Origin of the sequence: Leucobacter sp. L43, from assembly GCF_016597785.1 — a bacterium.
Classification (GTDB): domain Bacteria; phylum Actinomycetota; class Actinomycetes; order Actinomycetales; family Microbacteriaceae; genus Leucobacter; species Leucobacter alluvii.
The window spans coordinates 416,698-438,192 of record NZ_JAENJG010000001.1 but is presented as its reverse complement, the minus strand read 5'-3'; the positions used below and the strand labels follow the sequence as shown (position 1 = coordinate 438,192).

The window sequence follows — 21,495 nt, the reverse complement described above, 5'->3', positions numbered from 1 at the left end:
ACGGGTGGCACAGGCACGGAAGGCAGCTCCGCGAGCGGCGTCTGCGAAGACGAAGATCCCGCAGCTCGATTGGAGCGAGGCGCAGCCGGCTGCGGTCGTGCTGATCTCCGGCCCCGAGGCGTTTCTCGCGGATCGAGCGGGGCAAGCGATCCGCGCCGCACTGCTCGAGGTGAACAGCGATCTCGAGGTGCACGACGTCGACGCCGCCTCGTACACGGCGGGCGAGCTGTTCACGATCGCGAGCCCGTCACTGTTCGCAGAGCCGCGGTTGATTCGCGTCGAGGGCGTCGAGAAGTGCTCCGACGCCTTCCTCGAAGACACGAAACGATACGTCGCAGAGCCGGCGGACGGCACGACACTGGTGCTGCGCCACGCCGGCGGTCAGCGCGGCAAAGCGCTGCTCGATCTCGTGCGCGGCGGGGCCGGCGGCGGTATCGAGGTGGTCTGCGCCGAGGTGAAGAAGGATCAGGATCGCCTCGCGTTCGTGCAGGCCGAGTTTCGCCGACTGGGCGCCCAGGTCACCCCGGGGGCGGCCCGCCAGCTCGCAGCCGCGTTCTCGGGCGGGATCGGCGAGCTCGCCGGCGCGATCGGGCAACTCGTCTCGGACGTCGGCACCAGAATCTCCGAGGATCAGGTCTCACGCGCCACCGAGGGCCGCGTCGAGACGAATGCGTTCAGAGTGGCCGACGCCGCGACGGCCGGTCGTGCGGCCGACGCTCTCGTGCTGCTCCGCCAGGCGTTCTCGACGGGAACCGATCCGATCCCGATGCTCGCCGCACTCAATATGAAGGTGCGCGCGATGGCCCGCGTCTACGGCGCCGGCGGATCCGGGGGACAGCTCGCGAAAGAGCTCGGCATGGCTCCGTGGCAGGTCGATCGGGCGCTGCGCGAAGTGCGCGGCTGGCGCGAAGAAGATCTCGCTCGTGCGATCGATCTCGCCGCAGAAACCGAGTGGCGGTTGAAGGGCGGGAGTCGGGACCCCGAGTACGCGCTCGAGAAGTATCTCTTGTTCGTAGCGAAACGCGGGCGCGTGTAGCACTGCCGGTGCAGTGCGCCAGCGCACGAAAAAGGCCCCGCCGAAGCAGGGCCTGAATCGATCGCGAATGCGAGTTAGAGCGATGCCACCTGAGCGGCGAGCTTCGACTTGCGGTTCGCGGCCTGGTTCTTGTGGATGACGCCCTTCGAGGCGGCCTTGTCCAGCTTGCGGCCGGCGGTCTTCAGCTTGGCCTCGGCTACCGACTTGTCGCCGGCTGCGATCGCCTCGCGAGCTGCGCGCACGACGGTGCGGAGTTCGCTCTTGTACGCCTTGTTGCGCTCGGTCGCCTTGCGGTTGGTCTTGATGCGCTTGATCTGCGACTTGATATTTGCCACGTTGAGATGTGTCCTTTAGATCCGGTTGACGGGTTGTTCCGCGCGGTGAGAGAGGGCACCTTACGGGTGGTGTGGTAAGAACCACACGCAAGCCAAGAACCGAGTCTAGCAGAAGCTCGGCGTCGATCCCAGTGGCCGTGCGGTCGCGGCATCGGCGCGCCGCGGCGGGACTACAGCGCGCCCGCGATCAGCTCGACGTCGTCGCCGACCCGGATGTCGCCCCAGGCGGCGCTCCCGAGCTCGGTTCCGGCAGGCATCGGGGCCGGAAGCTCGCGGGGGAGCAGGAGCGTGCCGAGCGTCGGCTCCCGTTGCCCGATGCGCTGGGTCAGGGTGGTGAGCACCCGTGCGTCACGTGCGCCCGTCTCCGGGTTCGCATGGGTGGCGAGACACCGGACGATGGGTTCTGCCGTGCGGAACTCGAGTTCGCCGATGCGCACCGCCCCGCGCCACTTGAGCTCCTCCCATGCCTTGACGCCGTCGATGACGATGTTCGACCGGAAGCGGCGGTCATCGAGTGCGGGGTCTGTCCCGCTGGAAGGATCGGGATCGCCCCCGGAGGCGGCGAGTTCGGGGGTGCCGCCGTCGGTTCGCTCGATCACTGCGCTGAGTGCGAGTACGCTGGCGCGGCCGTGCAGCGACACGTAGCCCTGCTCGCGATCCTGGAACCGCGCGTGCTCGCCGTCGCCGACGAGTTCGAGCGGCAGCCTGCCGGGGCGCTGCAACCGCTTCCCCTCACGCGTGCCGAGCACGAACTCGGTCACCGCATCGGAGAGGTGCTTGCGGCCGGCGTCATCGAGCGCGGCGGAGACCATGACGGAGGTGCCGCTGAAGATGGTGACGCGGCGCTCGGCAGCGTCGAACTCGAGTCGCAATGCGGCGAGGGCCGGGAAGTCCTGGAGCGCCAGGCCCTGCGCCTTCGGCCAGTAGTCGAGCCCGTCGCGCTGTTCGGGAAGCGCTGCCTCTGCGAAGCGGAAGGCGAGCACCCGGTCGCCGACGATGCGCCCGTCGCGCTGCACGGTGAGTCGTTCGCGGCGTTCCGGAGTGAATCCTTTGACGGGGTAGCGATACAGGGCGACGACGCGAGGCATCTGCATATTCTCGCAGGAACGGCCGGACTCGGGGAATGCGGCGTCGTGTCCGGCGCACGAACCCGCTCCCGCGCGTGCGATAATTGCGAACAATGTCTCCACGCAGCCTGAACCCTCCAGTACCGGCGTCGACCGACCCCGCGAAGATTCGCAACTTCTGCATCATCGCGCACATCGACCACGGGAAGTCGACCCTGGCCGACCGCATGCTTCAGGTGACGGGCACCGTTCCCGATCGCGAGATGCGCGCGCAGTACCTCGACCGCATGGATATCGAGCGCGAGCGCGGCATCACCATCAAGTCGCAGGCGGTGCGCATGCACTGGGCGACCGATGCGGGCGACTTCGCGCTCAACATGATCGACACCCCGGGGCACGTCGACTTCAGCTACGAGGTCTCGCGCTCGCTCGCGGCGTGCGAAGGGGCGATCCTGCTCGTGGACGCCGCGCAGGGCATCGAAGCGCAGACGCTCGCGAATCTCTACCTCGCCATGGAGAACGATCTCGAGATCATTCCGGTGCTCAACAAGATCGACCTGCCTGCGGCCGATCCCGAGCGCGTCTCGCGTGAGATCGCCGACCTCATCGGCGGCCGTCCCGAAGACATCCTGAAGGTGTCGGGGAAGACCGGCGCCGGTGTCGAAGAACTGCTCGACAGCGTGGTGCATCGGATCCCGGCTCCGGTCGGCAGCGCCGATGGGCCGCCGCGCGCGATGATCTTCGACTCCGTCTACGACCCGTATCGCGGTGTCGTCACCTATGTGCGCATGATCGATGGCAATCTGTCGCCGCGCGAGAAGGTGCAGATGATGTCGACCGGCTCGGAGCACGAAGCCCTCGAAGTGGGCGTATCGGCACCCGAGCCCACGCCGACGAAGGGACTCGCCGTCGGCGAGGTGGGCTACCTCATCACGGGTGTGAAAGACGTGCGGCTCTCCAAGGTGGGGGACACGGTAACCGCGAAGCGCAAGCCTGCGACCGAGGCGCTGCCCGGCTACACCGACCCGAAGCCGATGGTCTTCTCGGGGCTCTACCCGCTCGACGGGAGCGACTACCCCGTGCTGCGCGAGGCGCTCGACAAGCTGAAGCTCGAAGACGCTGCGCTGCAGTACGAGCCGGAGACCTCAGTGGCTCTCGGCTTCGGATTCCGCTGCGGATTTCTCGGGCTCCTCCACCTCGAGATCATCTCCGAGCGCCTGCGGCGGGAGTTCGATCTCGACCTCATCGCGACGGCTCCGAGCGTGATCTACCAGGTCACGACCGACGACGGGCGCGAGATCACCGTGACGAATCCGTCGGAGTACCCCGATGGCAAGATCTCGAGCGTGCGCGAGCCCGTCGTGAAGACGGCCATTCTGGCGCCCAAGGACTACGTCGGCGCGATCATGGAGCTCTGCCAGAGCCGCCGCGGCAATCTGCTGGGAATGGAGTACCTGGGCGAGCGCGTCGAGCTGCGCTACAGCATTCCGCTCGGCGAGATCGTCTTCGACTTCTTCGACCACCTGAAGAGTCGCACCCAGGGCTACGCGAGCCTCGACTACGAGCCGATGGGCGAGCAGGAGGCGGACCTGGTGAAGGTGGACATTCTGCTACAGGGCGAAGCTGTCGACGCCTTCAGCGCGATCGTGCACCGCGACAACGCGTACTCGTACGGCACGATGATGGCCGAACGCCTGCGCAAGCTCATCCCGCGCCAGCAGTTCGAAGTGCCGATCCAGGCCGCGATCGGCGCGCGCGTGATCGCCCGCGAGACGATTCGCGCGATCCGCAAGGACGTGCTGGCGAAGTGCTACGGCGGCGACATCAGTCGCAAGCGCAAGCTGCTCGAGAAGCAGAAAGAGGGCAAGAAGCGCATGAAAATGGTGGGCCGCGTCGAGGTGCCGCAGGAGGCCTTCATCGCCGCGCTCTCCGGGGATGTGGAGGGGAAGGAAGGGGGCAAGCGATGAGCAAGGATCAGCCGGCCCGCCGCAGCAGCCACGTGGAGATGCCGGTCGCTTATGCGGCCGTCGGAGCTTCGAAAGACCCCGACATCGTTCGGTTCCCGCCCGAGGGCATGACCCCGTACGAGGAGGAGCTCCGCCTCGGAAGCGGCCAGGAGCGATTCTTGATCGCGTCCAGCCTGCTGATGACCTGGGGCGCGCAGCGCGGATCCGGCGTGCGTGTGACCGACATCGTTCGAGGCGCTGGTTCGGAATACGTGGGCCCGAGCTTCAACGGTGACGGAATGCCGGAGGCCGCTGGTGAGGTCGAGGAGCAGTTCGGCCCAGACGGCGAACCGTACATCGTCGCGGGAACCACCGCGGTGCTGCACTTCGAGGGGCAGGATCCCCGAAACGTGCTCGTGGTGTACACCGTGGACGAGGAGCGCCGCGTCGGGTTCGCGTGGGGGACCGGTGACGAAGCCGGCGCTGTCGGCGAGCAGCTCTTCCTGATCGAGTTCCGCGCCGACGACACGGTGTGGGCCGTCGCCCGCGGGTTCGTCGCAGCGCCGAAGAACGGTTTGCTCGGCCTGCGCGGCCGCGCCGACGTCCGTGCCGCGCTCGATGCCGTCAAGCGCGGGATCGCCGCGCTCGCTCCCGGTGCTCAGCCCGTTCCGGATCTCGGCCCGGCCGTGCAGGCGGAGACCCCCGCGGCGGAGCCAGCTGTCGATGCGGCGCCGGATGCCGAGCCTGAGGCTGTGCCGGAGCCTGTACAGGCGACCGAGCCCGAGGCTGCGCCCGAGCCCGAGCCTGAGGTTGTGGCCGAGCCCGAGGTTGAGCCTGTGCAGACGTCGGATGGGATCGCGGAGCAAGACGACGCCCCCGGCCATCTGCCGGGCGCCGACGCGAACGGCCCGACTCACCAGCGCCGACCCAGTAGACGGTCGTGATGAGGGGGCTGTTCTGCCCCGAGTGGAACGCAGGATCAGGAGACCGCCGTGCCGAGCGCACTGCCTGAGGGAGACCCCGCCCCGGAGGACGGCGCGCTCCCACCCGAGGTCGCGGTCGGCGCGCATGCCCGCAACTTCGGCGTGTACGTGCACGTGCCGTACTGCCGAGTGCGATGCGGATACTGCGATTTCAACACGTACACGGCCAGTGAGCTCGGCGGCACCTCGCGGGGCGACTACGCCGCGCAGGTGGAGCAGGAGCTGACCCTGGGCGGCCGCGTGCTGCGACTCGCCGGGCTTCCGGAACGGCAGGTATCGACCGTGTTCTTCGGCGGGGGCACGCCGACGCTGCTGCCGGCCGACGATCTCGCTCGCATGCTCGGGCGCATCCGGGCGGAGTGGGGGCTGGCCGACGGGGCTGAGGTGACGACGGAGGCGAATCCCGACTCGGTCGACGCCGAGTACCTGCGAACACTGGCCGATGCGGGATTCACGCGCGTGAGTTTCGGCATGCAGTCCGCCGTGCCGCACGTGCTCGCGACGCTCGACCGCACGCACACCCCTGAGCGCGTGCCGCTGGTCACGCAGTGGGCGCGCGATGCCGGGCTCCAGGTGAGCGTCGATCTCATCTACGGCACGCCGGGCGAGAGCCTCGCCGATTGGGAGCGCTCGATCGACGCAGCGCTCGCCTGCGAGCCCGACCATATCTCGGCCTACGCGCTGATCATCGAGCGCGGCACGAAGCTCGCCGCGCAGATCCGACGCGGGGAGGTCGCCGCCCCCGACGAGGACCTGCACGCCGATATGTACGAGCTCGCCGACGCCCGCTTCGCCGAGGCGGGTTTCTCCTGGTACGAGATCAGCAACTGGTCGCGCTCGCCGGAGACGCGGTCGCGCCACAATCTCTCGTACTGGACGGGTGAGGACTGGTGGGCGGCCGGCCCCGGAGCCCACAGCCACGTGGGCGGAGTGCGGTGGTGGAACGTGAAGCATCCGGGCGCATACGCGCAGCGCATGGCGCAGGGCGTCTCGCCCGCGCATTCGCGCGAGACCCTGTCGGAGGAGGCCCGGAGAGAGGAGCGCATCCTGCTCGAGACCAGGATCGTCGACGGGCTTCCGGCTGACGTGCTGAGCGCCGACGAACGTCGCTCGATCCCGCAGCTCATCGCGGACGGGCTCCTCGACGGGAGGGCCGCGATCGCCGGACGCCTCGTTCCCACCCTGCGCGGGCGACTGCTCGCCGACACCGTCGTGCACCGACTGCTGGGCGGCTGATCCCATCCCCGTCGGGGCTGTGGGGCGCCGCTCATGGACCCCTCGCACGGCCGTGTTCGCTGGGAGCGGTAGCGGTCGCATGCCACCGTGCCTGCGCTAGACTTGGCACTCGGAACAAGTGAGTGCCAGGGTCAGGAGGGGCGATGGTTTCGGAGCGCAGCCTCGCGGTATTGCACGCGATCGTTGGCGATTACGTGTCGTCGAACGAGCCCGTCGGGTCGAAGGCGATCGTCGACCGCCACAGCTTCGGCGTCTCCGCAGCGACCATTCGCAATGACATGGCCCTGCTCGAGGAAGACGAGCTCATTGCGCAGCCGCACACGTCCTCGGGCCGCGTGCCGACGGACAAGGGGTACCGGCTCTACGTCGACACGCTCGCACGCATTCGTCCGTTGAGTTCGGCGCAGCGATCCGCGATCGAGCGCTTCCTCGGCGAGTCGTCGGATCTCGACGACGTCATGGCGCGCACGGTGCGCATGCTCTCCCAGCTCACCAACCAGGTCGCGGTCGCGCAGTACCCGTCGCTGCGCCGCACGGTCGTGCGTCACATCGACCTCGTCGCGATCGGCGAGGATCGGGTGCTCAGCGTCCTGATTCTCGGCAGCGGAGTGGTGGAGCAGCAGGTGGCCCTCCTTCCGGCCTCGCGCGTCACGGAGGCGTGGGTGCACGGCCTCCGGCAGCGCATCGCCGATGCGGCGGTGGGCAGCGACGTCGAGACGGCTGCGGGTGCGGTGACGCGTCTCGTGGAGGATCTGCCGCTCTGGTCGCAACCAGACGAGTCCGATCTCGTGCGCCGCGTGCTCGCGGTGGTGTCGGGGCAATTGCAGGCCAACCGCAATGACCGCATCGCCGTTGCTGGCGCCGCGAACCTCTCCCGACCCGATGGCGAGTTCGCCGGATCGCTGCCCGTCGTGCTCGAAGCCATTGAGGAGCAGGTCACCCTGCTTCGACTTCTCGGCGAGCTGGTGCACGACGACCGCGATGTCTCGGCGTCGATCGGTCGTGAGAACGAGGCCTACGGGCTCTCAGAGACCTCGATCATCGCGTCGAAGTACGAGGACGGCATCGCGATCTCGAAACTCGGCGTATTGGGGCCGCTGCGTATGGACTACGCCGGCAACATCGCCACAGTGCGCGCGATCGCGCGCTACCTCAACCGATTCTTGGGGGAGGAGCGGTAGCCGCCGCTCCTCCTGCCCACCCGACGACACCCCCTACCTGAGGAGCGATATAGCGTGGCCGATCATTACGAGACCCTCGGCGTTTCCCGCGAAGCGAGCGCCGAAGAGATCAAGAAGGCCTACCGGCGGCTGGCACGCCAGTTGCACCCGGATGTGAACCCGAGCGAGGACGCGGCCGAGCAGTTCAAGAGCGTGACGCATGCGTACGACGTGCTGAGCGACCCCGAGCAGCGGCAGCACTACGACATGGGCGGCTCGCAGGGGGGCGCCGCCGGGTTCGGCGACATCTTCGAGACCTTCTTCGGCGGCGCCGGATTCGGCGGTGCGGGTCAGCGCGGTCCGCGTTCGCGCTCGGAGCGCGGAGACGACGCGATGATCCGGGTCGACGTCTCGCTCGAAGACGTCATCTTCGGCACGCAGCGCGAGATCACCGTGAACACGGCGGTGCTCTGCGAAGTCTGCCAGGGCAGTTGCTGCCAGCCGGGCACGCATCCCGTCACCTGCGACGTCTGCGGTGGTCAGGGACAGGTGCAGCGCCAGGTACGGTCGCTCTTCGGCAATGTGGTCACCATGCACCCGTGCGGCAGCTGCCAGGGGTACGGCACCATCATCGAGCATCCCTGCGTGCAGTGCGCGGGCAAGGGGCGCGTGCGCGAGCGCCGCACCTTCCCCATCGAGGTTCCCTCCGGCATCGACACCGGCACGCGCCTGCAGATGCGCGGCGGCGGCGAGGTGGGCCCCGGTGGCGGGCCGAACGGCGACCTGTTCATCGAGTTCCGCGTGATGCATCACGACATCTTCAGCCGTGACGGCAATGATCTGCTGTGCACGATGCAGCTCTCCATGACCGATGCGATTCTCGGCGCCGATGCGAAGCTCGCGGGCCTCGACGGCGAGGTCGAGGTCGAGGTCGAGCCGGGGGTGCAATCCGGAGACATGCTCACGGTTCGCGGTCGCGGGATCCAGGGACTGCGCAGCACGACGCGCGGTGATCTGAAGATCGCCGTGCAGGTCGCCACGCCGACGAAGCTCTCGAATCGGGAGAAGGATCTGGTGCGGCAGCTCGCGTCGCTGCGCAAGGACGATGCTCCGCACCTCGGCGAATTCCATCAGGGCTTCTTCGGCAAGATTCGCGACCGCTTCTTCCGTCAGGGCTGAGCGTGGCCAACCTCTACTACCGCGAAGACCTCGACGCTTCCGACATCGTTCCGGGGTCGCTCGTCGAGGTGAGCGGTGATGAGGGACGTCACGCCGTTCGCGTGAGCCGCCTGCGCGTCGGCGAGCGGACGGCGATCGGCGACGGTGCCGGCGCACTGGGGGAGGGCGCGGTCGAGTCGGTCGCGAAGGATCGCTTCACCGTGCGCATCGATCGCGTCGTTCCGTCAGCGCCGCCCGCCGGTCCGCGTCTGGTGCTCGTGCAGGCGCTCGCGAAGGGCGACCGAGACGAGCGAGCCGTGGAGCAGGCGACCGAGTTCGGCGTCGATGCCATCGTGCCGTGGCAGGCCGCGCGTTCCGTCTCCCGCTGGGATGGCTCCGGTGCCCAGGAGAAGATCGCGAAGGGGCTCGCGAAGTGGAGGCGCGTCGCGCGAGAGGCGTCGAAGCAATCGATGCGCGCGCGCATTCCCGAAGTGCGCGAGCCGGTTTCGCTCGACGGGTTGCGCGAGATCGCGAGCCGCGAGCAGGAGACGGTCGTCGTGCTGCACCCGCGCGGCACCTCTCGGGTCTCGACGTGGGCGCGGTCCGCAGCCGAATCCGCGCACCCGGCCGATGAGCTGCTGCTCGTCGTCGGACCGGAGGGCGGGTTCGCCGGCGACGAGCTCGACGGGTTGGAGGAAGCCGGAGCATCGATCCTGCTCCTCGGCGACACGGTGCTCCGAACGTCCTCCGCCGGTCCCGCTGCGCTCGCGGTGCTGAATGCGGCGTTCCAGCGCTGGTGAGCCGGGCCGCCGCTGATCAGCGCCGCCGGAAGCGAGGATCCGCCTCGACGCGTGCGTGGGAATCCGAGCCGGCCGAGGCGCCGTGATTGTCGCCGGTGAGGGTCGTCTCATCGAATGGCGCCTCCCCGCGGAGCACTCGATGCACGCGCTGCATATCGACCTGCTTCGTCCATGATCCGAGGAGCAGCGTCGCAACAGCGTTGCCGGTGAAGTTGGTGAGCGCCCGCCCTTCCGACATGAAGCGGTCGATGCCGACGATCACGCCGACCCCGTCGACGAGCTCAGGCCGGTACGCCTGCAGTCCGCCCGCGAGTGTCGCGAGTCCCGCGCCCGTCACACCGGCGGCTCCCTTCGAAGCGATGATCATGAAGACGAGCAGCCCGATCTGCTCGCTGAGGCTCATGGGGTCGCCCATTCCGGCGGCGATGAAGAGCGAGGCCATGGTCAGGTAGATCGCGGTGCCGTCGAGGTTGAACGAGTACCCCGTGGGCACCGTGATGCCGACGACGGGTTTCGAGACTCCGAGGTGTTCCATTTTCGCGATCAACCGCGGCAGGGCCGATTCGGATGACGACGTGCCCACGATGAGCAGGTACTCGCGTCCGAGGTACTTCATGACTGCGAAGATGTTGACGCGCGTGACCGCATAGAGCAGGGTACCGAGCACTCCGACGATGAAGACGATGCAGGTGATGTAGAAGCCGAGCATGAGCACTCCGAGACTCCAGATCGCTGCGATCCCGGTTTTCCCGACGACAGCCGCGATGGCCCCGAATGCTCCGAGCGGGGCGAGCCAGAGGATCATGCTGAGAATGCGGAAGACCAGCGTCTGCAGGTGCTTGATGGCGTCCATGATGGGCGTCGCGCGTTCGCCGAGGCCCTGGAGCGCGAAACCCGTGAGGAGAGCGATGAAGAGGACCTGGAGCACGCTCTCGCCCGTGAACGCGGAGAAGAACGTCGTCGGGATGATGCCGAGCACGAAATCCTGTGTGCTGCTGCTTTCGCCCGTGACCGTGTACTCCGCTCCCTGCATGTCGAGGCCTGTTCCCGGGTGGAGCAAATTGCCGACGACCAGGCCGATCGCCAGAGCGAAGGTGGACATGGTCATGAAGTAGGCGAGGGCGAGCCCGCCGATCTTTCCGACCGTCGCGGCCGTGGCGATGGAGCCGACGCCGATGACGATGGTGCAGAAGATGATCGGCGCGATCATCATCTTGATGAGTCCGACGAATGCCTTGCCGAGTGGTTCGAGACCGACGGCGAAATCGGGCGCCACGAGCCCGATCACGGCTCCGAGCACGACCGCGACGATCACGGCGACGTAGAGCCAAGTGTGTTTGTCCCACCCCCTCCGGCGGGGTTTGCGCGGTGCCGATCGGGATCCGGTGAGTGCTGTCGCGGCCATGCTGCTCCTTCTGAGAACGCCGTTGTCCATGTCGATCGCATCCGGCGTGCCCCTCCGGCAGCACCGCGATGCGCTGATCACGCTAAGCCGCTCGCGCGGTGCCCGGGCGTTTCGGGCTTATCGGACCTGCAATCGAGCGGTAGCGCGTGCCCGGCTCGACGTAACCGTGCGACAATGTGACCTATGAGTCACGGTCGACCATCGAGCGCGACGTCGCGCGTATTCGTCATCCTGCTCGGCGGAGCGCTCACCGTGAGCGTCATCGTCACCGCAGTCCTCATGTGGGATAGCCGGCGGGCCGAGTACCGGCGTACTGAGCGCGCCACCCAGGCTCTGGCAGTCGCAATCGCCGCGGCGCCCGAAACTGCTGAGGCGCTGGCGGGGCCGATCGAATCAGAACGAGTGACAGCCCTGCAGCAGCGGATGTCGGAGCTCCGACGGGACGTCGGAGTGAGCTACGTCACGGTGATGGATGCCAGGGGAAGACGGTTCACGCACCCCGATGCGGAAGAGATCGGGAAACGGTACCGCGGCACCATACCGGACGGGCCGGAGCGCTTCACCGAGCGCTGGACGGGGACGCTCGGCCCGTCGATCCGCACGATCGCTCCGGTCGCTGGGCCATCCGGGTCGACGATCGGATGGGTATCGGTCGGAATCACCGTGACCTCGGTCGCTCAGGAGATCTCACGCGGATTCCCCTCGCCCTTGCCGTGAGCGGAGCCTTCGCCGTGACCGGCGGCGTCGCAGCATTCGGAGCCGGAAGAATCACACGCCGCATCACCGGCGACCTGTCGGCCGAAGCGGTGCGCGACGCGATCATCTCTCACGATTCGCTGCGGACGCTCAGCGAATCGCTCAGGGCGCAGACCCACGAGCACGCGAACCGCCTGCACGCCGCGATCGCCCTGCTCGAACTGGGGCGGAAGGACGAGGCCGTCGAGATGCTCGCGGCGACGGCGCATCGCAGCCAGGAACTGGCCGACCTCGTGGCGGCGCCTGACGCGCTCGAACCGGCCGTCAGCGCACTGATCGTCGGCAAAACGGCGCAGGCCGCCGAGCGGGGCGTCTCCATCGCCGTCGATATCGACCCGGAGCTCCCGGATCTTCCGATCGGGGCGATGGAACTCATATCCGTCATCGGCAACCTGCTGGACAATGCGATCGACGCGGCCGCGACGAGCAGCATTCGCTCCCGAGAGGTCGCGCTGCGGATGCGCGCGGGCGCTCCTGGCGAGGGAGTGATCGACGTCTCGGATTCGGGTGATGGCTTCTCCGGTGAAGCTCGAAGCGGCATGTTCGAGTGGGGCGTCTCGACGAAGCGGTTATCGACCGACCGCGAGGTGGAGGGGAGGGGCGTCGGACTCGCGCTCGTCGCTCGCATCGTGCATGAATGCGGCGGCACCATCATCGCCCGTGAATCTCCGACGACGTTCACCGTGCGGTTGCCGTCAGCGCGCACGGAGCGCTCGCCCCGACGCGCGGCATCGACCGCAGCGCCCGCGACGCCCCCGGGCTCCCCTCCGGAAGCACGCCCATGACGAGCAGCGTGCGCGACGGGTGCGAGCCGATTCGCGTCATCACCGTCGACGATGATCCGCTCGCACTCGAACTCCATCGTGCGCACCTGGCGCGAGCGGGCGGGTTTGAAGTCGTCGCACAGTGCTCCGGTGCGCGCGCTGCCGTCGTCGCTCTCACACGTTCGACGCATCGCGCGGATCTCGCACTGCTCGATGTCACGATGCCCGATGGCACCGGTCTCGATGTACTCCGCCACGTCCGTGCGCGAGGCGTGCGCACGGACGTCATCGCGGTCAGCGGAGTGCGCGACGTCGAGGTGGTGCGGGAGATGGTGGCGCTGGGCGCCGTGCAGTATCTGATCAAGCCCTACACCTACCCGCTCTTCAAAGCCAGGATCGAGGCGTTCCGCGAGTATCACCGTCGGTCTCTGGCCGCGGGTCGCACGGCGACGCAGCACGACGTCGACGGGATGTTCGCCTCATTGCGCACGGCCCAGACCACGCCGTTGCCGAAAGGGCTCGCGACGCACACCCTGGAGCAGGTCTCTTCCGCGCTTCGATCCTGCGGGACCTGCACCGCCCACGAGATCTCACGGCGACTCGGGATCTCGCGAGAAGTCAGCCGACGGTATCTGGAGTACCTCGCGGAGATCCGCCGAGCCGAGCGGCGCGCCCGGTACGGCGCTCGTGGCCGCCCGCAAACCGAGTACCTCTGGAACGCCGAGGTCGAGCGGCACTGACCCCGCGGCCGCCAGCGTCTACACTGGAACCATGGCAGCAGACACCGTGTTCGCGAAGATCGTTTCCGGCGAGATCCCCGTCGAGATCCTCGCGGAAACCGATCGGGTGCTCGCGTTCCCCGATATCAGCCCGCAGGCACCGGTGCACATCCTCGTGATTCCGAAATCGACGGCGTACGCGAACGTCGCCGAACTGGCCGCCGCCGAGCCCGAGACGCTGGCCGAGATGGTCGCTGTCGCCCGGAGTCTGGCGGAGGAGCACGCCAACGGCGAGTACCGTTTGATCTTCAACAGCGGGGCGACCGCCGGCCAGACGGTGTTCCACGTGCACGCCCACCTGCTGGCAGGCAACCTCGAGGAGCGATCGCTCGGTGCCTCCTGAACTTCCGATTGATGCCGAGTCCGCCACGGGGGCGAGTGACAGCGCACGCACGGGCGATCCCGAGCTCCAGCGGACGGTGATGCTCGCGGGGGTCGATCTCGCCTCGTTCCTCGGGCACCGGGATCAGCTGATCGCCGACCTCGAGGCGCAGCACCCGGAAGTGACGTTCCATGCGCGGGATCAGGTGCTGACCCTGCGCGGCCCGGCCGGCGCCGTGCGCTCGGCTGAAGAGGTGGTCGAAGAGATTCTCGAACTCGCGAGGCGCAGCGGTGCGGTCACGCGACGCGATGTGCAGGAAGTGACACGAATGGTGCATGACGGACAGGGGCCGACGGCGGCGCAGATGCTGAGCGAGCCGATCGTCAGCGTGCGAGGGCATGCGGTTCGGGCGCAGACCCGTGGCCAGCGAGCGTACGTCGACGCGATCGACTCGCACACGATCGTGTTCGGCGTCGGGCCGGCCGGAACGGGGAAGACGTACCTCGCGATGGCGAAGGCCGTGCAGGCGCTGCAGCGACGCGAAGTGGCCAAGATCATCCTGACCCGCCCCGCCGTCGAGGCCGGCGAGCGACTCGGATACCTGCCCGGAACGCTCGAAGACAAGATCGACCCGTACCTTCGGCCGCTCTTCGACGCGATCGGATCCATGATGGACGCCGACGTCGTGCCGAAGCTGCTCGCGAGCGGAACGATCGAGGTCGCGCCCCTCGCCTACATGCGCGGCCGTACGCTCAACGAATCGTTCGTGGTGCTCGACGAGGCGCAGAACACCACGCCCGAGCAGATGAAGATGTTTCTGACGCGACTGGGCTACGGTTCCAAGATGGTCGTGACCGGGGATGTCACGCAAGTCGACCTGCCGATCGCCACCAGCGGTCTGCGCGCCGTCAAGCGCATCCTCGGCGACGTGGAAGACATTCACTTCGCCGAGCTCGGCTCCGACGACATCGTCCGGCACAACCTGGTGAGTCGCATCGTCGACGCCTACAGCGCGTTCGACCAGTCCGCGCAGCGGCAGAAGGGAGACGCCTCGTGAGCGTCGAGATCAACAACGAGTCGGGTATCGAGGTCGAGGTCGGCCGCGTGCAGCGACTCGCGGCGTTCGTGCTGGAGTCGCTCTACGTGCACCCCGACACCGAAGTGGGCGTGATGTTCGTGGACGAGGCGTCCATCGAGCGGTTGCACGTGCAGTGGATGGACGAACCCGGCCCGACCGACGTGCTGAGCTTTCCGATGGATGAGCTGCGGCCCGGCCGGGTCGATGCGCAGACGCCGGCCGGCCTCCTCGGCGACATCGTCATCTGCCCGCAGGTGGCGGAGGTGCAGGCGGAGGCAGCTGGGCATGATCTGCAGCAGGAGATCTCCGTGCTGCTCACGCACGGCATGCTGCATGTGCTCGGGTACGACCACGGAACGCCGGAGGAGGAAGCCGAGATGTTCGGTCTCCAGCGCGATCTGCTGCTCTCCTTCGCCATGCGCGAGCGCTCTCGATGAGCCTGCCCCTGGCACTGCTCTTTCTCGCGGCAGCCGTCGTGCTGCTCTCCGTCGGCGGGCTGCTCGCTGCCACCGACGCCGCGCTCGGTGTGCGCTCGCGGGCCGAACTGATGGCATTGGCCGACGAGTCTCCGCGCTCGGGGGCGGCGATCCGGGCCATCGCCGAGGATGAGGGCCGTCACGCCAACGCGCTCGGGTTCACCCGCGTCTTCGCGGAGACGCTGTCCGCCGTGCTCATCACCCTCGTGCTCGCATACTCGCTCGAAACGCTCTGGCTCGAACTCGTCATCGCCACCCTCGTGATGACGGCGGTGACGTTCGTGCTCGTCGGGTCGAGCCCGCGCACGGTCGGCTCGCATCACGCCGATGCCGTCATCCGCTTCGCCGCGCCCCTCTTGCGCGGACTCCGCCTGCTGCTCGGCCCGCTGGCATCGGGGCTCATGCGATTCGGCGATCGTGTGACACCGGGCCGCGGTGCGAACCGCCGTATCCGAGACGAACAGCAGCTGCTCTCGATGGTCGATCAGGCCGCGGAGCAAGCGGTGCTCGAGAGCGACGATCGCGACTACATCCACTCCCTCGTCGAATTCGGCGAGACCCTGGTGCGCGAGATCATGGTTCCGCGCATCGACATGATCACGGTCGACGCTGATCAGAGTGTCCGCGAAGCGCTGGAGCAGTTGCTCGCCTCGCGGCACTCCCGGGTGCCCGTGGTCGACGGCGACGTCGACGACGTCGTCGGCATCGCTTATCTGCGCGACGCGAGCGGCTTCGTCCTGCGCCGGCCGGAGGAATCCGAGCAGGCGCCGATCACGCGGATCGCGAAGCCGGCGATCTTCGTGCCGGAGGTCCAGCGAGCCGACGATCTCCTGCGTCAGATGCAGCGGGAGTCCAATCATCTCGCGCTGGTGGTGGACGAGTACGGCGGAATCTCAGGTCTCGTCACCCTCGAGGATCTCATCGAGGAGCTGCTCGGCGACATCTCGGACGAGCACGATCGCGATGTACCGGAGATGACGATGCGTGCAGACGGGTCGTTCGTCGTCGGGGCGCGCCTATCGGTCGGGGAACTCGGCGAATTGTTCGGCCTGGAACTGGAAGACGAGGACGTCGACACCGTCGGCGGTCTTGTGGCCAAGACCCTCGGACGTCTGCCAGAGCCGGGGGACGCCGTCGTCGTGGCGGGCATTGAATTGACCGCGATCGACACGGAGCGCCGTCGGCAGCGACTGCTCACGGTCGAGGCGCGTTGGATCGGGGAAACCGAAGGAGAGGACGGCGCATGAGCCAGCAGGAGCACATCGACGGCGGTACCGAGCAGGGCGATGCCCAGGAGAGCGGGTACCGCGCGGGGTTCGTCTCGTTCGTCGGGAGACCCAACGTCGGCAAGTCGACGCTGACGAACGCCCTCGTCGGTGAGAAGATCGCGATCACAAGCCCGAAACCGCAGACGACGCGTCGCGCCATACGTGGCATCGCCCACCGCGAGGACGGGCAGCTGATCATCGTCGATACTCCGGGGCTGCACCGGCCGCGCACCCTCCTCGGCGAGCGTCTCAACGCTCTGGTCGAGGCGACCCTCGGCGACGTCGATGTGATCGGGTTCTGCGTCCCGGCGAATGAGAAACTGGGGCCGGGAGATCGCTTCATCGATGCGCGACTGAACGATTTCCCTCGCGCCAAGAAGGTGGCCGTGCTGACGAAGGTCGACGAAGCGTCGAGCAGCGAGATCATCGATCAGTTGACGCGACTCGGAGAACTGCGCGAATGGGATGCGGTCGTGCCGATCTCGTCGGTGACGCGCGAGCAGCTGGACGTCCTCGCAGACGTGCTGCTCGGATTGATGCCGATCTCGCCTCCGCTCTACGAGGCCGAGCAGACGACCGATGAAGGCGAAGACGACCGGATCGCGGAACTCATCCGCGAGGCGGCGCTCGAAGGGGTTCGCGACGAGCTCCCGCACTCGCTGGCGGCCACCGTCGAGGATCGCGAAGAGCGGGAAGACGGCCTGCTCGAGATCTACGCGAATCTGTACGTCGAGCGCGATAGCCAGAAGGGCATCATCATCGGCCACCGCGGCTCGCGCCTGCGCGACGTGGGGGAGCGGGCGCGACACGAGATCGAAGCGCTGCTCGGTCGTCGCATCTACCTCTCGCTGCGAGTGAAGGTGCTCAAGGAATGGCAGCGGGATCCGAAAGCGCTGGGCAAACTCGGCTTCAACTGATCCGCTCGGGCTGGCAGGCGACTGAGCCGGCAGACTGCCAGACCGTCCGGTCACCTGCCGCCGGAGAATCCGCCGCCGCCACCGCCGCCGGCGAATCCACCACCGGTCGACCCGCCCGAACTGCTCGACGTGTAGCTGACCGATGAACTCAACGAGTTCGTGAACTGCGAGATCGTGCTGCTGAACGACGAGACGCCGGCGAGTCCGATCCCGGGGTACCAGAGCGGCACGTATCCGCTGCGCTCCTCGTACGCGACCTGGAGCACGCGAGTCCATTCCTTCTCGAGGCCGAAGATCATCGCGTACGGCAGAAGCCGTTCGTAGAGGTGCACGACATCGACGGAGCCGTCGGCCTGACGCTCGGCGCCGCTGTGCGACTGCAGCACGCGCAGCCGATCGGCCTCGGCGACCCTGATGAACTCCCGGACTCCCAGCAGGTACTCGCGCGTCTCGGCGCCGAGCGGCGTGTACACGCGCTGCTTGACGATCGACGCCAGCGCCGTGATGAGCGCCACGACGCCCATCAGGATGAAGACCGCGGGGAGCGCGTTCCCGCGCAACGCGAAGGCCGCGACCGTGAACCCGCCGAGCACGAGTACGAGCGCGACGGCGATCCAGCCCCATCGGCGGGCGGCGCGGCTGTGCACCTTCTCGAAGTACCCGCGATCCTCCGCCGCCTTGCGCCCCTCGGTCTGCAACTCCTGCATGCGCTTGCCGAATTTCTCGTTGCTCTTCGGCAGCGGAAACGCGGCCCCGGGCGTCGGCTCGGGGAACAGCGCGTGCAGAGCGCGTGCATCGAGCGGATCCGCCGTGCGGGCCGGATCGACGAGACGCAGCACCGGCTGCGCATCTTTCGGTCCGAACAGCCCCTGCTCCGGCTCCCCGTCCTCGATGCGCAGGGCGCCGCGCACCGCGAGATGCACGAGCTGGGCAGGCGCCGAGGGCGTCGTGACTCCCGCGATCGGGCCGGCCAGGAGCGGCGGGAGCGCGTCGGGCACGTCGTATTGCGCCACCACCGTGCCGCGCCCCGACTTTCGCCGACTGCGCATGCGGATCGCCGAACCGGCGGCGACGCCTGCCGCAGCGAGGGCGCCGCCTCCGATGAGGAGGGGAAGCGTGTCGAGCGCGAAATTCGGCAAACGGCTCGACGGCTGCACGACCGCGCCCGATTCGAGTCCGATGGCGACGGTCACGCCCTCGCGGGCGCCGAGTTCGACTCCGCTGACCGAGTACTCCGAACCGCTCGCTGCGCGGCTGATCTCGCACTCGTCGGTCGACCCCGGCGCGCCAACATAGCAGCGGGCGTTGCCGTTGACGCGATCCGCGAGGCCGGGACCGAACCCGACCGTCGCGCTGAAGCTGCCGATCGGCTGCTCGTGCTCGAAGTCGACGAGGTCCCAGTTGAATTCGTCTGCGGCGCCGTCCTCTCGGGCGAGCACGACGTCTCGGAGCGTGTACGAGATCACATACGTCTGCTCGCCTCGGACGAACCGGTCGTCTCCGGTGAGCACCGCCACGAAGCCGTCGTCCTCTTCGATCTCGAAGGGCACCGGCGCACCCGACGCGTCGGTGACCGAGAAATCGGACGGGTCGGTCGGGCTGCCCTCGTAATCCTCGGGCAGCCCTCGCACGATCCCTCGATTCTGGTCGAAGTCGGGGAACTCCGCCACGAGCGTCTCGGTCACCTCCGCGACCGCGCGGCCCTCGGAGTCCGTGTCGATCTCGTAGGCGACGTCCCAACTGCGATACGAGAAGTCGGAGACGTCTGCGGCCGCGGGAGTCGCAGCATGAGGGAGTGCCCATGCTGCAGCCGCCGCCAGGATCGCGAGGGTGCCGATGACGCGACGGGAGGTGCGAGTGCCTGAGGTCATGAGCATCAGGCTAGGGCACGCCCGTGCGCAGCGCACAGCGCCGCACGAACCGGCGCGGCAGCTGCTAGAGTGAGCGGCATGCTGTTCGGCTCGCTTCTCCTTAGCTGCCGCGACGAGTCCTCGACTTCGAACTAATCAGTCTCTGGCCTCCCTCGTCGCGGTGTTCGTGTTTGGCTGAGCAAGACCACGACGAGAAAGACGAGTCCATGCAGAACCTGCAGCAGCCCTCCGGGATGCCGACCCACCGGTACCGCCCGTTCCACGAGATCATCTCTGTCGATCTCCCCGATCGCACGTGGCCTTCGAAGCGCATCACGGAGGCGCCGCGCTGGTGCGCCGTCGACCTGCGCGACGGCAACCAGGCCCTGATCGATCCGATGAGCCCCGAGCGCAAGCGCATCATGTTCGATCTGCTCGTCAAGATGGGGTACAAGGAGATCGAGGTCGGCTTCCCGTCGGCGAGCCAGACGGACTTCGACTTCGTGCGGCACCTCATCGAAGACGACGCGATTCCGGGCGATGTCACCATCCAGGTGCTGACCCAGGCGCGCGAGCACCTCATCACGCGGACGTACGAGTCGCTCATCGGCGCCAAACGCGCCATCGTGCACCTCTACAACTCCACGAGCATCCTGCAGCGCGATGTCGTGTTCCGGTCCGATCGTGCAGGCATCAAGCAGATCGCCGTCGACGGCGCGAAGCTCTGCCGGTCGAGCGAGCACATCTGCGCCGACACCGAGGTCTTTTACGAGTACTCGCCGGAGTCGTACACGGGTACCGAGCTCGAGTACGCCGTCGAGGTCTGCAACGAGGTCCTCGAGGTGCTCGAGCCGACACCGGAGCGCAAGGTCATCATCAATCTCCCCGCCACCGTGGAGATGGCGACACCGAACGTGTACGCCGATTCGATCGAGTGGATGAGCCGCCACCTCGCGCATCGCGAGAACGTCATTCTCTCGCTGCACCCGCACAACGACCGCGGCACCGCGGTCGCAGCAGCCGAGCTCGGCTACCAGGCGGGGGCCGATCGCATCGAGGGGTGCCTCTTCGGCAATGGCGAGCGCACCGGCAACGTCGACCTCGTCGCGCTCGGCATCAACCTGTTCACGCAGGGCATCGATCCGCAGATCGACTTCTCGCGCCTCGACGAAGTGCGTCGCACCGCCGAGTACTGCAACCAGTTGCGGGTGCCGGAGCGCAGTCCGTGGGCCGGAGACCTGGTGTACACCGCATTCTCCGGATCGCATCAGGACGCGATCAAGAAGGGCTTCGAGCGGATGGCGAAGGACGCCGAGGCGGCCGGGACGAGCGTCGACGAGATCGAGTGGGCCGTGCCCTACCTGCCCGTCGACCCGAAGGACCTCGGGCGGTCGTACGAAGCCGTGATCCGGGTGAACTCGCAGTCGGGCAAGGGAGGCGTCGCCTATCTGCTCAAGACGGACCACCATCTCGACCTGCCGCGGCGACTGCAGATCGAGTTCAGCTCGGTCGTGCAGAGCGTGACCGATTCGGCCGGCGGCGAGATGTCGAGCGACGAGATCTGGCGCATCTTCCAGGACGAGTATCTGCCGGCGCAGGTCGACGATGCCGAGACGTGGGGGCGGTACAAGCTGTTCCGCACATCGGCGACGAGCGCCGGCGACGGCGTCACCGAACTCGTCGTGGACTCCCGCGTCGGCTCAGAGGATCAGCGACTCACCGCGCGCGGCAACGGACCGGTCGACGCGTTCCTCAACGCGCTGAACGAGGCCGGGCACTCCGTGACGCTCTTCGACTACGTCGAGCATGCCATGAGCTCTGGCGGCGACGCCGTCGCGGCGTCCTACGTCGATCTCGAGGTCGACGGGCAGCGCCTGTGGGGCGTCGGCATCGACGCGGATACGAGCCGAGCGACGCTGGAGGCGATCGTGAGCGCGGTCAACCGCGCGGTTCGCAACCGGGCCCGCGAAGGCGTGGCCGCGTCGGCTACCGCCTGACGCGCTGGCGGCCGCCGTCGATCGCGGCCGATCGCCGTCGATCGCTGCCCATCGCCGCCGATCGCCGTCGATCGCTGCGAGCGGGGTCACACTTCGTGCGTGTTGCAGGTGAGACACGCACGAAGATCGACCCCGCTCGCACGGCGCGGAGGGCAGTTTCGT

20 protein-coding genes are annotated in these 21,495 nt (G+C 67.8%); 16 read left to right on the top strand and 4 right to left on the bottom strand.

The features are described from left to right. Positions 1-4 precede the first annotated feature (4 nt). Positions 5-1,036: a DNA polymerase III subunit delta gene (holA, locus tag JE033_RS02060; RefSeq protein WP_200329154.1), complete on the top strand. Its 1,032-nt coding sequence runs from the start codon at positions 5-7 to the stop codon at positions 1,034-1,036. A gap of 74 nt (positions 1,037-1,110) precedes the next feature. Here holA and rpsT read toward each other — a convergent pair whose 3' ends face one another. Further along, a complete protein-coding gene (gene rpsT, locus JE033_RS02055) occupies positions 1,111-1,371 on the bottom strand; it encodes a 30S ribosomal protein S20 (protein WP_200329152.1) in 261 nt (86 codons plus the stop codon). A gap of 170 nt (positions 1,372-1,541) precedes the next feature. Further along, entirely contained in the window at positions 1,542-2,459 is a 918-nt protein-coding gene (locus JE033_RS02050) for an MOSC domain-containing protein (RefSeq protein ID WP_200329150.1), read from the bottom strand. Positions 2,460-2,551: 92 nt separating this feature from the next. Here JE033_RS02050 and lepA point away from each other — a divergent pair, with 92 nt between their 5' ends. The 6 genes from lepA to JE033_RS02020 all read left to right on the top strand — a co-directional run bounded on the left by lepA (position 2,552) and on the right by JE033_RS02020 (position 9,721). Continuing rightward, a complete protein-coding gene (gene lepA / locus JE033_RS02045) occupies positions 2,552-4,405 on the top strand; it encodes a translation elongation factor 4 (RefSeq protein WP_090148513.1) in 1,854 nt (617 codons plus the stop codon). Beyond that, positions 4,402-5,328, top strand: a complete 927-nt coding sequence (locus tag JE033_RS02040; RefSeq protein WP_234037052.1) for a DUF1990 family protein — start codon at positions 4,402-4,404, stop codon at positions 5,326-5,328. Before lepA ends, JE033_RS02040 begins: the two co-directional genes overlap by 4 nt. Before the next feature lie 48 nt (positions 5,329-5,376). Then, on the top strand, positions 5,377-6,603 hold the full coding sequence (gene hemW / locus JE033_RS02035; protein WP_090148518.1) for a radical SAM family heme chaperone HemW: 1,227 nt from the start codon (positions 5,377-5,379) through the stop codon (positions 6,601-6,603). A gap of 143 nt (positions 6,604-6,746) precedes the next feature. Beyond that, positions 6,747-7,784 carry a heat-inducible transcriptional repressor HrcA gene (gene hrcA / locus JE033_RS02030; RefSeq protein ID WP_090148521.1) on the top strand — a complete coding sequence of 346 codons (1,038 nt, stop codon included), beginning with the start codon at positions 6,747-6,749 and terminating at the stop codon, positions 7,782-7,784. 54 nt (positions 7,785-7,838) lie between these two features. Beyond that, on the top strand, positions 7,839-8,942 hold the full coding sequence (dnaJ, locus tag JE033_RS02025) for a molecular chaperone DnaJ (protein ID WP_090148524.1): 1,104 nt from the start codon (positions 7,839-7,841) through the stop codon (positions 8,940-8,942). A gap of 2 nt (positions 8,943-8,944) precedes the next feature. Beyond that, the gene (locus tag JE033_RS02020; protein ID WP_200329148.1) at positions 8,945-9,721 is read left to right on the top strand and encodes a 16S rRNA (uracil(1498)-N(3))-methyltransferase; all 777 of its coding nucleotides are present in this window, start codon (positions 8,945-8,947) and stop codon (positions 9,719-9,721) included. A 16-nt stretch (positions 9,722-9,737) separates the two neighbouring features. On the opposite strand, the gene JE033_RS02015 is transcribed toward JE033_RS02020, so the two are convergent. Next, positions 9,738-11,126: a cation:dicarboxylate symporter family transporter gene (locus tag JE033_RS02015; RefSeq protein WP_200329146.1), complete on the bottom strand. Its 1,389-nt coding sequence runs from the start codon at positions 11,124-11,126 to the stop codon at positions 9,738-9,740. A 183-nt stretch (positions 11,127-11,309) separates the two neighbouring features. Between JE033_RS02015 and JE033_RS02010 the strand changes: the two genes are divergently transcribed. From JE033_RS02010 to era, 8 genes are all read left to right on the top strand, one after another. After that, positions 11,310-11,843 (top strand): hypothetical protein, encoded by a 534-nt coding sequence (locus JE033_RS02010; protein ID WP_200329144.1) that lies wholly within the window; start codon positions 11,310-11,312, stop codon positions 11,841-11,843. Continuing rightward, positions 11,840-12,667, top strand: a complete 828-nt coding sequence (locus tag JE033_RS14870) for an ATP-binding protein (RefSeq protein ID WP_200329142.1) — start codon at positions 11,840-11,842, stop codon at positions 12,665-12,667. Before JE033_RS02010 ends, JE033_RS14870 begins: the two co-directional genes overlap by 4 nt. Further along, complete coding sequence (locus JE033_RS02000; RefSeq protein ID WP_200329140.1) at positions 12,664-13,386, top strand: response regulator; 723 nt, start codon at positions 12,664-12,666, stop codon at positions 13,384-13,386. Before JE033_RS14870 ends, JE033_RS02000 begins: the two co-directional genes overlap by 4 nt. A gap of 31 nt (positions 13,387-13,417) precedes the next feature. Then, entirely contained in the window at positions 13,418-13,768 is a 351-nt protein-coding gene (locus JE033_RS01995) for an HIT domain-containing protein (protein ID WP_090148539.1), read from the top strand. Between the two features lie 79 nt (positions 13,769-13,847). Continuing rightward, on the top strand, positions 13,848-14,804 hold the full coding sequence (locus tag JE033_RS01990) for a PhoH family protein (protein ID WP_234037196.1): 957 nt from the start codon (positions 13,848-13,850) through the stop codon (positions 14,802-14,804). Then, a complete protein-coding gene (gene ybeY / locus JE033_RS01985) occupies positions 14,801-15,262 on the top strand; it encodes an rRNA maturation RNase YbeY (RefSeq protein WP_090148542.1) in 462 nt (153 codons plus the stop codon). The genes JE033_RS01990 and ybeY overlap by 4 nt, the downstream gene beginning before the upstream one ends. Beyond that, complete coding sequence (locus JE033_RS01980; RefSeq protein WP_090148544.1) at positions 15,259-16,548, top strand: hemolysin family protein; 1,290 nt, start codon at positions 15,259-15,261, stop codon at positions 16,546-16,548. The genes ybeY and JE033_RS01980 overlap by 4 nt, the downstream gene beginning before the upstream one ends. Further along, positions 16,545-17,486 (top strand): GTPase Era, encoded by a 942-nt coding sequence (gene era / locus JE033_RS01975; RefSeq protein WP_090148546.1) that lies wholly within the window; start codon positions 16,545-16,547, stop codon positions 17,484-17,486. Before JE033_RS01980 ends, era begins: the two co-directional genes overlap by 4 nt. A 50-nt stretch (positions 17,487-17,536) precedes the next feature. On the opposite strand, the gene JE033_RS01970 is transcribed toward era, so the two are convergent. Further along, complete coding sequence (locus JE033_RS01970) at positions 17,537-19,357, bottom strand: DUF2207 domain-containing protein (protein ID WP_200329138.1); 1,821 nt, start codon at positions 19,355-19,357, stop codon at positions 17,537-17,539. Positions 19,358-19,563: 206 nt separating this feature from the next. Here JE033_RS01970 and leuA point away from each other — a divergent pair, with 206 nt between their 5' ends. Further along, positions 19,564-21,333, top strand: a complete 1,770-nt coding sequence (gene leuA / locus JE033_RS01965; protein ID WP_200330967.1) for a 2-isopropylmalate synthase — start codon at positions 19,564-19,566, stop codon at positions 21,331-21,333. The last annotated feature ends 162 nt before the right edge of the window (positions 21,334-21,495 follow it).